9 protein-coding genes are annotated in these 12,675 nt (G+C 74.8%); 2 read left to right on the forward strand and 7 right to left on the reverse strand.

The window, feature by feature from the left end; all coding sequences use genetic code 11:
• Positions 1–78 precede the first annotated feature (78 nt).
• The 5 genes from ACGFML_RS05895 to ACGFML_RS05915 form a co-directional block, all read right to left on the reverse strand.
• Positions 79–690, reverse strand: a complete 612-nt coding sequence (locus tag ACGFML_RS05895) for a TetR/AcrR family transcriptional regulator (protein WP_393540482.1) — start codon at positions 688–690, stop codon at positions 79–81.
• A 64-nt stretch (positions 691–754) separates the two neighbouring features.
• The gene (locus ACGFML_RS05900; protein WP_393540484.1) at positions 755–1,624 is read right to left on the reverse strand and encodes an alpha/beta fold hydrolase; all 870 of its coding nucleotides are present in this window, start codon (positions 1,622–1,624) and stop codon (positions 755–757) included.
• A gap of 325 nt (positions 1,625–1,949) precedes the next feature.
• Complete coding sequence (locus tag ACGFML_RS05905; RefSeq protein WP_393540486.1) at positions 1,950–2,363, reverse strand: DUF742 domain-containing protein; 414 nt, start codon at positions 2,361–2,363, stop codon at positions 1,950–1,952.
• A 28-nt stretch (positions 2,364–2,391) separates the two neighbouring features.
• Positions 2,392–2,820 carry a roadblock/LC7 domain-containing protein gene (locus tag ACGFML_RS05910; RefSeq protein ID WP_393540488.1) on the reverse strand — a complete coding sequence of 143 codons (429 nt, stop codon included), beginning with the start codon at positions 2,818–2,820 and terminating at the stop codon, positions 2,392–2,394.
• Positions 2,817–5,618 (reverse strand): nitrate- and nitrite sensing domain-containing protein, encoded by a 2,802-nt coding sequence (locus ACGFML_RS05915; RefSeq protein ID WP_393540490.1) that lies wholly within the window; start codon positions 5,616–5,618, stop codon positions 2,817–2,819. Before ACGFML_RS05915 ends, ACGFML_RS05910 begins: the two co-directional genes overlap by 4 nt.
• Before the next feature lie 260 nt (positions 5,619–5,878).
• On the opposite strand from ACGFML_RS05915, the gene ACGFML_RS05920 reads away from it, so the two are divergent.
• Positions 5,879–6,376, forward strand: coding sequence for a hypothetical protein (locus tag ACGFML_RS05920; RefSeq protein ID WP_393540493.1), 498 nt, complete (start codon positions 5,879–5,881; stop codon positions 6,374–6,376).
• 12 nt (positions 6,377–6,388) lie between these two features.
• On the opposite strand, the gene ACGFML_RS05925 is transcribed toward ACGFML_RS05920, so the two are convergent.
• The gene (locus tag ACGFML_RS05925; protein WP_393540494.1) at positions 6,389–6,718 is read right to left on the reverse strand and encodes a bifunctional 3-phenylpropionate/cinnamic acid dioxygenase ferredoxin subunit; all 330 of its coding nucleotides are present in this window, start codon (positions 6,716–6,718) and stop codon (positions 6,389–6,391) included.
• A gap of 171 nt (positions 6,719–6,889) precedes the next feature.
• Here ACGFML_RS05925 and ACGFML_RS05930 point away from each other — a divergent pair, with 171 nt between their 5' ends.
• The gene (locus ACGFML_RS05930) at positions 6,890–7,705 is read left to right on the forward strand and encodes an IclR family transcriptional regulator (protein WP_393540496.1); all 816 of its coding nucleotides are present in this window, start codon (positions 6,890–6,892) and stop codon (positions 7,703–7,705) included.
• Between the two features lie 252 nt (positions 7,706–7,957).
• On the opposite strand, the gene ACGFML_RS05935 is transcribed toward ACGFML_RS05930, so the two are convergent.
• Positions 7,958–12,655: a hypothetical protein gene (locus ACGFML_RS05935; RefSeq protein ID WP_393540497.1), complete on the reverse strand. Its 4,698-nt coding sequence runs from the start codon at positions 12,653–12,655 to the stop codon at positions 7,958–7,960.
• Positions 12,656–12,675: the final 20 nt, after the last annotated feature.

Below are 12,675 nucleotides of genomic sequence, written 5' to 3' on the forward strand. Positions count from 1 at the left end.
GCCGACCCGGCCGACCGGGCGGCGGGGCGCGGCTGTCGGGGCGGCGGGGCGGCGGGGCGGAGCTGCCGGGACGGCGGGTCAGCGCTGGGCGAGCTCCGCGGGCCGGTCGAGCACTCCCAACAGACAGACGAAACTGGACTCCACGAAGGCGCACAGCTCGTTCTGCGCCTCGGCCTCGCCGACCGGCCAGCTGATGACGGCCTCCTCGGCGAAGGCCATCCAGGCGCGCGAGGCGAGATCCAGCCGCGCGGCATCCGGCATGCCCAACCGCCGCCGGCCGTCGCGGACCCGCCCGGCGAGCGTCTCGCGCGTCTCCTCAAGGATGTCGGCCACCGCGGGATGACTGCCCGCGGCGCCCCGCACCAGCGCGAGATACACCTGACGGTGCTCCATGACGTACACGACGAATCCGGCGATGAAGGCCCGCATCCACGCGACGGGCTCCAGCGCGGGGTCCGGTTCGGTGGCGGCCGTGAAGCGGTCGCAGGCCGCGCGGACCACGGCGCGGAAGAATTCGCGCTTGGAGTCGAAGTAGTGGAAGAGCAACCCGCGGGAGATCCCGGCCCGGCGGGCGACCTCGTCGGTGGACAGCTCGTCCAGGGAGCGGTCGGCGAGCATCTCCAGGCCGATGCCGACCAGCTGTTCCCTGCGCTGGTCGGGGGTGAGACGGGTGACCCGCTTGCCTGACATGCCCGCAGTGTACGGGGGCCGGCCGGGCCGGAACGATCTCGATGCGTCCCGGCCCGGCGGCCGCTCAGGCGTGCTTGCCCAGGTGCTCGAGGAGCTTGGGCGTGACCACCTCGGGCACCTCTTCGGGCAGCCAGTGGCTGGCGCCGTCCAGCTCTTCGAAGGTGTAGGGGCCGTCCGCCCACTCCCCCGTGGACTCGGCCGCGGTGCGCCCCAGGGCGACGTCCTCACTGCCCCACAGGAAGAGGGTGGGGACGGTGATCCGGCCCGCCGGCACGGAGAGGACCGAGGCGGGCGCCCGGTACCAGTTGAGGGTGGCGGTCAGCGCGCCCGGCTCGGCGAGCCGGCGCGCGTTGGCCTCGACGAGGGGGGCCGGGACCTTGCCGCCGTAGGCGGCGCGCAGCCGGGCGGCGTCGTCGGCCAGCAGGGCCTTCTCCGCCGCCCCTTCCCCGCTGCGGAAGAAGCGGACGTAGTCCAGCCGGTGGTGCTGATCGGGGTCTCCGGCGGCGGCGCGGTTGAGCGCCTCCGGGTGCGGGGTCGCCAGGACGCTCAGCGACTTGAGCCGCTCGGGGTGGGCGCCGGCCAGCGCCCAGGCGACGATGCCGCCCCAGTCGTGCGAGACGAGGTGGAAGCGGTCCGCTCCCTGGGAGTCGGCGAAGGCCAGGGCGTCGGCGACGAGCTCGGGCACCGCGTAGTCGGCGATACCGGGCGGGCGGGCGCCCGGGGAGTAGCCGCGCTGGTCGACGGCGACCGCGCGGTACCCGGCGGCGCCGAGGGCGGGGAGTACGGCGCTCCAGGAGTCGGCGAACTCGGGCCAGCCGTGCAGCAGCAGCACGAACTCACCGTCGGCGGGGCCGGTGGCCAGGGCGTCGTAGGTGTGCGGGCCGACCTGGATCTCCAGGCGCTCGAAAGGGGGCGGTGTCGCGTCCGTGGCCATGGCCGGGCTCTCCTCGCTGTGGCGGCTGCTTGCACAGCACCGTACGCCTGTGTTGAGTATTGCTCAACAATGTCCTGGGCGTAGCTCGGAGCGGCGGGCGGGGCACCGGTGCGCGCGGCCGCCGACGGCGGGCCGGGGGCTCTCGCCGGGGCATTTCGGGGAGCGGGGCGCCGAAGACCGTCGAATTCCGGTCGACTTGGGCCCGGCGGCCACGACCGGGGCCGTGGCGGCGCCCGCGCGGCAGGTGCGGGGCGCCGTCACGGCGGGGTGCGGGGCGCCCCCGCGGCGGGTGCGAGGCGCTGTCACTGCGGGGTGCGGGGCGCCGTCACAGCGCCCGCAGGCCGTCGATCACCTCGCGCAGCACCCGCTCGTCCGGCAGCTCGGCCGGCGGCACGGGCAGGCTGACCCGTACCAGCGCCGCCTCCAGCAGATCGCCGATGAACACCCGCACCACGCCCACCGGCAGGTCGAGTTCGGCCGCCAGCTCGGCGACCGAGAGCGGCGCCTGCCGGCACAGCTCGACGATCTCGACGTGCTCGGGCGACAGCAGCTGGTCGGTGATGTCCCGCTCCGTGCGACTCTCGGCGATCACCTGGGCGATCAGGTCCAGCCGTCCCTCGGCGGTCGTCCGGGTGCGTCCACGGGTCATCGCGTACGGGCGGACGAACCGGCCCGCATCGTCGTCGAACCAACGGGCCGCGCCCCGCTCCGGTACGGCGCGGCCCTCCTGATCCCTCATGGCGTCACCGTCGTCGCTCCGTCGTCGCTCAGGTGACCGGCCCGGACCTGGGCGCCGCGCCCAGGTGCGTACCCACGCGCTTGACCAGCAGCGTCATCTCGTACGCGATCAGGCCGACATCGGATTCGGCATCGGCCAGGACGGCCAGACAGCTGCCGTCGCCGGCCGCGCTGACGAACAGGAACGCGTCGTCCAGCTCGACCAGGGTCTGCCGGACCCGGCCCGCGTCGAAGTGCCGGCCGACGCCCTTGGCCAGGCTGTGGAAGCCGGACGCCACCGCCGCCAGGTGCTCGCCGTCCTCGCGGGTCAGGTCCTTCGAAGCGCCGGTGGCCAGCCCGTCGCTGGAGAGAATCAGCGCCTTGCGGATCGAGCCGACCCGCTCCACCAGCTCGTCCAGGAGCCAGTTCAGGTCCCCGGCCCCCGATGCGATGGACGTTGCTGCCTTCGATGCGGTCATGGACCGTCCCCTCCCGTTGTGGTTCCTGGTGCTGTGCTGCCGGCGTCGTCGCCGTCGCCGTCGTGCTGTTCCGCACCGGGCCCGGGCCCGGTGCGGTGGGCGTCGTCCTCGCCCGCCGGGTCCTCGCCGCGTGGCGGGTCCCCTGCCGTGTGGTCGTCGTGGTCGTCGTGATCGCGACGGCCGCGCTGCCAGCCGCTCTGGAGCGCGGTCATCCGGGCTCGGACAGCCTCCGCGTCCCGGTCGTCGGCGGCCGCGTCGGCCCGGCCCTCGCCCGCCTGCCGGTCGGGCTCCTTCCTGAGCTGTGGCGCGAGGCTGGCCTGGCGTACCCGGCGGGGCAGCCCGCCCGGCGCGGGCGCCTCGGGGCCCTCCCCGGTGGGCGGCTCCTCGGCGGCCGCGGGTCGGCTCGGGCCGTCGCGCTCCGGGCCCGGCCGTGCGCCCGACGCCTTCGCCTGCGCCTCCCCGCCGTCGACCGTCCTGCCGTGGTCGGAGACCAGCACCGGCGGCTTGCGGCGGCGCGGCAGCGGCACGGGGCCGCCGCCGGGTGTCCGGTCGCGGGCCTGCTGGTGCTCTTCGCCGTCCGGGACCGGCGCGAGACCGGTGCGCGCGGCCGGCGAGGCGGTGGGGCCGGTCGGCCGGTCGGCCGGTCCGCGGCGCTCGTGGCCGCCTTCCCGGCCCCGGAAGACGCGGTCCTCGTCGTCGTCCAAGGCGCCCGGGCCGTCCAGGCCGAGCGGTGCCTCGAGTTCGACCGGGCCGTCCACGATCCGCGGGGCACGGCCTCCGGGGAGCGCCGCCGGCCCTTGGGCGAGCGCCGCCAGCTTGCCCGCGGCGTGCTCCAGTTCGTTGCCGATGCCGCCGCCCGCGGGGCCCAGCGCGCTCGACCCGGTGTCGTCGCGGCTGCCCTCGGAGGTCTCCGTCAGGATCGCCCCGGGGATGAAGACCACGGCGGTCGTCCCGCCGTACGGCGAGGTCTGCAGGGAGACCCGTACGCCCTGCCGCCGGGCGAGCCGGCTGACCACGAACAGGCCGAGCCGGTCGGTGTCGGAGAGTTCGAACTCGGGGGTCTCGGCCAGCCGGAGGTTGGCGTCCAGCAGCATGTCGGCGGCCATCCCCAGGCCGCGGTCGTGGATCTCCAGGGTGAAGCCGTTGGAGACCCGCTCGCCCAGGACGTGGACGGCGGTGTGGGGCGGGGAGAAGACGGTGGCGTTCTCCAGGAGTTCGGCGATCAGGTGGGTGAGGTCGGAGACGGCGGGGCCGTCCACCGCGAGCCGGGGCAGCCGGCGGACCTCGATCCGCTCGTAGTCCTCGACCTCGGCGACCGCCGCCCGCACCACGTCCATCAGCTGGATCGGCTTGCGCCACTGCCGGGAGGGCACCGCGCCGGAGAGGATCACCAGGCCCTCGGCGTGGCGCCGCATACGGGTGGTGAGGTGGTCGATGCGGAAGAGGTCGGCGAGTTCGTCGGTGTCCTCGGTGCGCCGCTCCATGGCGTCCAGAAGCGTCAGCTGCCGGTGCAGCAGCACCTGGCTGCGGCGGGCGAGGTTGACGAACACCTCGGAGACGCCGCGGCGCATGTCGGCCTGTTTGACGGTGGCCTCGATGGCGGCCCGCTGGAGGGTGTTGAGCGCCTGACCGACCTGGCCGGTCTCGTCCTGGCCGAATTCGAGCCGGGGTGCCTCGGTCTCCACATCGACCTGCTCCCCGGCCGCCAGCCGGCGCATCACACTCGGCAGCCGCACGCCGGAGACCTCGTGGGCGGCCTTGCGCAGCCGGGTCAGGTCCTTGACGTGCCGGCGGCCGATCCGGAAGGAGACGACGACCGACACCAGCAGCGCGACGAAGCCGAGGACACCGGCGACGGCGGCCTTCAGTACGACCCTGGTGGCGTACGGCTCGACCCGCTTCTGGTAGCGGTCGCCGGCGTCCCTGCCCATCCGGTTGAGGTCGTCGAGGACCTTGCCGGAGACGGCGTTCCAGCGCTCCGCGTTGACGGCGCGCGGGGCGGAGCCCGCGCCGGCCGCGATCGCCGTGTCCTCGTACGAGGTCACCTCGCGCGCGGGGGCGGAGCGCCAGTAGTCCTCGAAGATGCCGCGGTCCTTGGCGGGCAGCAGCGTGAGGCCGGTGCCGTACATGATGCGGCGTTCGGCGATCCGGTCGGCGAACATCCGCAGGTCACGCCTGGTCATGCTGCCGGAGGCGAGGGCCGCCGACATCAGCGCGTCCTCGCGGGCGAAGGCCTCGCGGGCACGGGTGACCTGCACCAGCGCCCGGGCCTGCTTGTCCATCTCCACGCTCTGCAGGGCGTTGAGCGAGGAGAGGAAGTCGTAGGCGGGGTCGACCATGGAGTTGTACGCCTCCAGGGCCTCGTCGCGGCCGACGGTGTTGTCCTCGATCTGCCTGCGCAGTTCGGGAAGGTCGGCCAGGGACTTGACGACGCCGGCGGCCCGGCCGGCCACCACGCCGTGCAGTTCGCCCAGCACTTCGGGGTCCTGGGCGTTGCCGCGCAACCGCGCGACCGCCCGGTCGGTGGCCCGCGCCTGCCGCCGCAGCCGGGCGAGCGCGTCGGCGCCGCGCCGGTCGGCGAGGTACAGCAGGCTCTGGCGGCGCTCGCGCTGGAGGGCCTGGACCGCGTCCTCCGTCGGCTGGCCGACCTTCTGCATGACGCCGGCGACATCGAGCAGCTGGTCGGCCTCGCGTCCGGTGATGTAGGTCGCGAACGACCACATGGCCGTCAGGGACACCAGCGGAACGAGCAGCAACGCCACGATCTTCCGGCGGATCGACTTTCCGCGAAAGCGCATGGCCTCCCCTACGTCAACCCCGGCGCACGGGGGGCGGTGTTCCGTCAACAAACGGCGAGAGCCTACTACTGCCGGGTGACCAATCCGAAGACCTGTCGAGGCGTTGGGGAAGGGGGGGCACGGCGGGATCACCACGGGCCGCCCGCCGATACCCGGACAACCCGCCCGCAATCGGGGCCCGGCGGCCGTACGGACGGACGGTGCGCGGTCCCCGAGCCTGGCCGGTTTTCCTCCACCCCGGGGAACACCCCGCCGAAGCGATGCGTGACGATGAGCGAGGACCAGGAGCGGCACCAGGGCATGTACCGGTCGAAACCCGGGCAGCCACCAAGGAGCCGGACACGGCGGGAGAGTGCGGGGAGCGTGACACCTTCATGGACACCGGCAGGCACCCCTTGTGGCAGGAGGAGCCGGCGACCCGGCGCCGGATGGCGGAACCGGTGCGTACGGCCGCGGTGCGCGCCGTCATCATCGTGGCCATCACGCTGATTCAGGCCATGGTCGCCTTCCTGAGCACACTGGCGGGTTCCTGGCTTGCCTTTCCCGCGGTGCTCAGCACGGTCGCCAGCACCGTGGTGGCGACCTGGGCGGTGCTGGATGTGTGGGTGACCCGCCAGGTGTGGGTGCAGCGCCATGGCGTGCAGTCCCAACCGAGCAGCACGGCACGGGAGTTGCGCCGCGAGCGGCGCAGGGCGCGCCGGGCGGCGACGCGGTCGCCCCAGGACGATCCGTCCCGGGCCGACCGCGCGGCCGCCTGAGCGCGCCGATTGTTACGCCACCGCCTCTTCCCGCACTGCGGGCCGGACGTGGATCATCCCGTCCACGACGCTCACCTCGTGGGTCCGTACGGACCGGCGGGCGGGCAGACAGGTCGGCGCTCCGGTGCGCAGGTCGAACAGCGCCGCGTGCAGCGGGCATTCGACGAAGCAGCCCTCGACCCAGCCCTCGGAGAGCGAGGCGTCCTGGTGGCTGCAGGTGTCGTCGACGGCGTAGAAGACGCCCTCGGTGTGGAAGACGGCGATCGCCGGTGTGATGTCGTCGATCTCGATCCGGACGGACTCGCCCTCGGGCAGGTCTTCGATACGGCAGACGGGAATCATCTGGCCCCCCTCGCGCTGATCGGTATCATGGCGTTTTGAATAACGCATCGCAGAGCGTGATGCGCAACAGAATCCAAGTCGGGGAGCGGGCCGTCAAGGGCTTTCCGGAGATCCGGACTGCCGCCCTTGGATGCCCGCCGCGCCGGCCAACGGGCGGTGACGCAAAGACCCATGTCAAACACGTCGAACACGTCGAACACGTCGAGCGAGACGGTGGAGGAACGGCGGGGCGGAGCGGGGTCCGTCCAGTCCGTGGACCGCGCGGTGAGCGTGCTGGAGATCCTGGCCCGGCTGGGCGAGGCCGGGGTGACCGAGATCTCCGAGGAGCTCGGCGTCCACAAGTCGACCGCGTTCCGGATCCTCGGAGTGCTGGAGAACCGTGGGCTGGTGGGGCAGGAGAAGGAGCGCGGCAAGTACTTCCTGGGCGCCGGGGTGCTGCGGCTGGCGGGCGCGGCCGCGATCCGGCTGGACATCTCCCAGGAGGGCCAGCCGGTGTGCCGGGCACTCGCCGACGACACGGGGGAGACCGCCAACATCGCGGTGCTCGACGGCGATGCGGCGGTCAACATCATGCAGGCCAGGGGCGCCGCCGCGGTGACCGCCTACAACTGGCTGGGCCGCCGCACCCCGCTGCACGCCACCGCCAGCGGCAAGGTACTGCTGGCACATCTGCCCCGGGAGCGCCGGGAAGCCCTGGTGACCCGCAAGCTGGCCCGGTTCACCGAGAACACCCTCACCACACCGGCCGGACTGCGCGAGCAGTTGACCGCCGCGTTCACGGACGGCTTCGCCGGCTCCACCGAGGAACTGGAGATCGGGCTGAACGCGGTGGCGGCACCGGTACGCGCACACGACGGCGCGGTGATCGGGGCGATCGGCGTCTCCGGGCCGGCCTACCGCATGGAGCGCGCCCTGCTGCCGGAGCTCGCCGAACGGTCCGCCAAGGCCGCCGCCGACCTCTCCCGCCGGATGGGCCACGCGGGATGACCCACGGCCGGGCCGCCGTCGGACGGCGAGGATTCCCCCCTTGACGGATTTCGGACGGGCTCCCAGCATGTCCCTCATGGCGCAACGCAGCGCGCCATGAGCAACTCCGATCCCGCCGTTACGCCGACGCGGCGCCGTCCGGGCGCTGTTGAGGAGGGGACGTGCCGCACACCGTCCGCGCCGTCGTCGCGTCGCGGCGAGGCTCTGGGCCCCGCCGCGACGCGCCGCCTCCTCGACCGAGGGGCCGGCCGGTCAGCCGTCCGCTCCCTCCGGGGCGTCCTCCGGACCGGCCTCCTGCTGGGCGGGCAGCTGCGGCGGCTCGTCGGGGCGGCGGTACATCCGCGTCGCGGTGATCTGGCCGTGCACCGCCTCCCCGGACGGGTCCTGCTGCGGCAGGCCCGGCCGCAGATGCTCCTCGACGCTGATGTACTTCAGCCCCGCGCGCAGGTCCGCGTCGTTGCGCAACCGGATGACCAGCGGGAACTCCGCGAGCGCGGTGGTGTCGAAGAGACCGGTCGTGTACAGCAGTTGGACACCGAGCGCGTCGGCGACGGCGCGCTGGAGCTCCAGCAGGTACGTGGCGTTGGCGCGGCCGATGGGATTGTCGAGGAAGAGCGTGCCGGCGTGCCGCTGCTTGTCGCGGCCCCGGTCGTTGCTGCGCAGCGCCGCCATCGTGCAGTACAGGGCGATGGCCGCGGTCAGCAGCTGACCACCGGAGAACACGTCGCCCATCTGCCCGACGGGCACCCGCTCGGCGCGCAGCACCGCGTCCGGCTTGAGGATCTCCACGGCCACCCCGCGCGGCAGCAGCGCCGCGCCGACCCCGCGCAGCAGCAGGGACATGCCGTCGCGGCGCAGATCGCTGTTCTTCCTGACGGCCGCCCGGGTCGCCTCGTCGATGACCTCGCCCAGCCGCTCGGTGAGCGTGGCCTGATCCGGGTCCTCGAAGCGGATCCGCAGGAACTCCTGCCCGGACCACTCCCCCAGCCCTTCGGGCAGCCGGGACAGCCGCTGGGCGGAACGCAGGGTGGTCAGCGAGGACTCCACCAGACCGCGCAGCCGGTCGACGATCGAGTCGCGGTTGCGCTCCAGCTGCGCCAACTCGTCGGTGAGCACGCGCAGCCGGGGCGCGAACGCCTCCGCCCACTTCGCGGCGTGGTCGGGCAGGGCCGCGGCGGGCAGCTCGCGGATCTGCTGCCGGGCGGGGGTGCGGACCTGTTCGTAGCGGGTGGAGTTGGCGTGCCGCACCAGGATGTCGGACGCCTCGCGGACGGCGGCGTCGGCGGCGGAGAGGTCGGCCGCGCAGCCGCGCAGCGACCGGCGTGACTCGGCCGCGGCCTGCCGGGCCTCGGCAAGCCCCCCGCCGTACGGCTCGGTCCGGGTGTCCGTCGCGTCCTCGGCGTCGTGGTGGTCGCGGAGCAGGTCCCGCAGCAGGGCGGCGGTCTCGTCGAAGCCGCCGGCGGCGTCCTCGGCGGCGCGATGGCCGCGCAACAGTTCTTCGTGGCCCTCCCGCGCGGTGCCCAACGCCTCGGTGGCGGTGGCCAGTTCGGCGTTCGCGGTGCGCAGCAGCTCCTTGGCCCCCTCGGCGTCGCCGGGGACCAGGCCCTCGGGGAGGTCCGTGTGCGCCTCGCCGTCGGCGGGCGCCAGCCGCTCGGTCTCGCCGCGCAGCCGGCCGAGCTGCTCGCTGGCCGCCGAGGCCCGGGTCTCCAGCATCTGCACCAGCGATTCGGCGCGGGCCGCAGCCGCCTGGCGGGACGGGCCGTCGGCGGCGTCCGGGCTCTCCAGGAGCGCTTCGGCGCGGGTGCGGACCTTGTTGGTGAGGCGGTTGAGCTCGGCCAGGGCGCCGGACTCCTCGCCCTCCGCGCGCGCCTGCTCGGCGCGCAGGTCGGCGCCGACGCCGACCTTTTCGTAGAGCTGGGAGGCGGCGCGGTAGGCCTCGCGCAGGGCGGGGAGGGAGGAGTGCGTCCCCTCGGGCGCCTCGCCCGGGTCGTCCGGCACTCCGGCGATCTCGGCCCGCTCGGCACGCAGCGCACGGGCGGTGCGGCGGGCGTCGTCGGCGGCGCGCTGGGCGGCCCGGCGGTCCTCGTCGGCGGCCCGGGCGCGATCCACGCACTCCTCGGCACGAGCCTCGAAATCGACTGCCTCATCGGCGAGTTCACGCAGCCGCGACTGCCAGGAGGCGCGCTCGCGCAGCCGGTGGGCGAGCCCGGCGAGCAGGTCGGCGGCGCGGCGGGCGCGCTGTGCGCCCGCCTGCCGTTCGTCGCGCACCCGGGTCGCCTCGGCGGCGGCCTCGTCGGCCTCGGCGCGGAGCGTACGGGCCTCGGCCAGCTCGGCCGTCGCCTCGTCGGCGGCAGTACGGGTCTGTTCCGCGGCGGTGGCCAGCTCGGCGAGCCGTCCGGCCGGGCAGCTCGTCCGCCACGATCCCAGCCGGGCGGCCAGCGCACGGTCACCGGAGAGCCGGGCGGCCAGCGCACGGATCTCCTCGTCGCGCTGCATGGCGCGCGACCGCAGGGCCCGGCGCTCCTCGTCGGCGGCGGATTCGTCGTGCATCGCCGGGTTCGGCGGGACGAGGAAGACCCCGGTGTCCCGGCCGTCGGGGGCGGGGGTGGGCGCCAGCAGCGCGGCGGCGGTGCCGACGGCCACCGCGGAGCGGGGCAGCAGCGCGGCCCGGGCGAGCACCTCGCGGGCCCGGGCGTGGGTGTCCGGGTCGGTGATGATCACACCGTCGACCAGCTCGGGGCGGGCGGCCAGCACCCGGGCGTGGTCGGCGGGATCGACGGACTGGGCGAGGTAGCGCCAGCCGGGCAGCGCGGGAACGCCGTGCTCGCCCAGATACTCCACCGCCGCCAGCACATCGGGTCCCGGGGGCAGCAGCCCGCCGTCGCCGAGCGCACCGAGGATCCGGGAGTCGTCGGCGGCGGCCGTCCGCAGGTCGAACAGCTGCCGCTCGGCCGCCGTCACACCCTCCTCCAGGAGCTCGCGCAGCTCCTGGGCACTGCGGTCCAGCTCCTCGGCGGTGAGCGGTCCGGCGGCGGGGCCGTCGCCGTCCGCGGCGCCATCCGCCGCGCGCGGGCCGGGCAGCGCGGCGGCCTTCGCCTCGGGCAGGCCGAGGAGGTCGACGAGGCGCGGTTCGGCGCCCAGGGCTTCCGCGGCGCGGCGCTCGGCGTCGTACGCGCGTTCCGCGGCCTGCGCGGCGTCCTCGGCGCGGGCCGCCGCCAGCTCGGCCGCGGAGTGCCGGGCGGCGGCCTCCCGGGCGCGGCCGATGGCTCCTTCGGCGGCCTCGCGGGCCGCGTCCCCCGCCTCCATCGCGGTCTTCTCGGCGTCGGCGGCGGCGAGCGCGGCGCGGGCCGGGTCGGCATCCGGGGCGGAGTCGTCCAGCCAGCCCGCCCGGACGGCCTCCGCGGTCTCCTCGGCCACCTCGGCGAGCCGCTGCCGCAGGTGATCGGTCTCGCTGCGGGCGCGCTGGGCGTGGGTGGCGGCGGCGGTGGCGTCGCGGTGCGCCGATTCGCCGGCTTCCTGGAGGGCGGCGGACCGCTCCTCCTCCTCATTGGCGATCCGCTCCCCCGCCTCGGCGGCGGAGTGCAGGGCGCGGACGAGGTCGGTGGCCGCGGTGGCACGGGCGGCGAGCGCGGGGGCCGCGTCCCGCTCGGCCTCGCGGATGGCCGCGGTGACCCGCGCGCAGCGGTCGGCCGCGGCGCGGTGCCGCAGCGCGATCTCGGCGGCCTGCCAGGCGCTGTGCAGCGTGCGGGCGTCGTTCAGCTCGCGGCGCTGGGCCGTGGCGCCCTTCTCTGCGGCGGCAAGTGCCAGTGAGGCATGGCGGTAGGCGAGTTCGGCGGAGACCAGGGAGCGGCGCTCACGGGTGCGTTCGGCGTCGGTGACGCGGTGCGCCGCCGCGGCGAGCTGCTCGGCGAGCTCGGCGGCCCGGCCGCGCTCCTCGGTGCCGCGCGCGTGCAGCCGCTGGGCCAGGCCCCGGGTGCGGCGCTCGGCCCCCGCGTGCACCTCGCGGGCGCGCTCGCGCTGCTCGGCCGACTCGGCGATCCGCGACAGCAGATCGAGGGAGCCGGCGGTGAAGTCGCGCTCGGCGGTGAGCTCGGCGCGCCGGCCGAGTTTGTGGGCGAAGCCGTGGACGAGGTCGGCGAGGCCGTCGGTGTCGCGGGTGTCGGTGACGGCGCGCAGCAGCAGGTCGGTGAAGTCGGAGTCGTTCTTCACGGCGAACAGGCCGGCGGCCTCGCCCTCGTCGGCGTTCATCTCCCGCTGGTAGCGGAACAGCTCCGGGTCCAGGCCGAGGACGCCGAGGTGTTCGTTCCAGCGCTCGTGGATCTCCTCCCACACCACGTCGAGATTGGGGTAGTTCTTCCCGGCGTCGGTCAGGACGTCGCGGAAGCCCTTCATCGTGCGGCGGCGGCCCTGGGCCCCGGAGCCACCTTCGCCGCTCTCCTGGCGGGGCCGGACGACGGTGGCCTCGGCCACCGGGAGGGAGTCCAGGCTCATCCCGGGTCCCGGCCGGAAGCTGTACCAGGCTTCGGCGAACTTCCGCGGGTCGTTGGAGACCTGGCGGCCGCGCCATTCGCTGACCTTGCCGACGACGATGCTCTCGCCGGTCAGGACGTGCTGCCATTCCAGGGCGACATGGCCGCAGTCGTCGGCGAGCAGGAACTTGCGCAGGACACCGGAGCTGGCGCCGCCCAGGGTGTTGCGGTGGCCCGGCAGCATCACCGAGAAGATCAGCTTGAGCAGGACGGACTTGCCGCCGCCGTTCTCCAGGAAGAGCACCCCGGCCGGGGCCGGGCGGCGCGGCGGGCCGACCGGCTCGTCCTCGAAGAAGTCCGCCTGGGCCGGGGCCGGCCGGGGCACGTGGGCGCCGACTCCGCGCAGGTCCAGCACGGTGTCGGCGTAGCGCGCACCGGCGGGCCCGATGGAGTAGAGGCGGACCCGGGACAGCTCGTACATGGCGGACTTTCGTGGAGGTT

Origin of the sequence: Streptomyces sp. NPDC048650, from assembly GCF_043199095.1 — a bacterium.
In the GTDB taxonomy this organism is placed as follows: Bacteria; Actinomycetota; Actinomycetes; order Streptomycetales; family Streptomycetaceae; genus Streptomyces.

Coding starts and splice junctions, on each gene's coding strand:
- ACGFML_RS05895 (WP_393540482.1), bottom strand. CDS start 690: ATGTCAGGCAAGCGGGTCACCCGTCTCACCCCCGACCAGCGCAGGGAA.
- ACGFML_RS05900 (WP_393540484.1), bottom strand. CDS start 1,624: ATGGCCACGGACGCGACACCGCCCCCTTTCGAGCGCCTGGAGATCCAG.
- ACGFML_RS05905 (WP_393540486.1), bottom strand. CDS start 2,363: ATGAGGGATCAGGAGGGCCGCGCCGTACCGGAGCGGGGCGCGGCCCGT.
- ACGFML_RS05910 (WP_393540488.1), bottom strand. CDS start 2,820: ATGACCGCATCGAAGGCAGCAACGTCCATCGCATCGGGGGCCGGGGAC.
- ACGFML_RS05915 (WP_393540490.1), bottom strand. CDS start 5,618: ATGCGCTTTCGCGGAAAGTCGATCCGCCGGAAGATCGTGGCGTTGCTG.
- ACGFML_RS05920 (WP_393540493.1), top strand. CDS start 5,879: ATGCGTGACGATGAGCGAGGACCAGGAGCGGCACCAGGGCATGTACCG.
- ACGFML_RS05925 (WP_393540494.1), bottom strand. CDS start 6,718: ATGATTCCCGTCTGCCGTATCGAAGACCTGCCCGAGGGCGAGTCCGTC.
- ACGFML_RS05930 (WP_393540496.1), top strand. CDS start 6,890: ATGTCAAACACGTCGAACACGTCGAACACGTCGAGCGAGACGGTGGAG.
- ACGFML_RS05935 (WP_393540497.1), bottom strand. CDS start 12,655: ATGTACGAGCTGTCCCGGGTCCGCCTCTACTCCATCGGGCCCGCCGGT.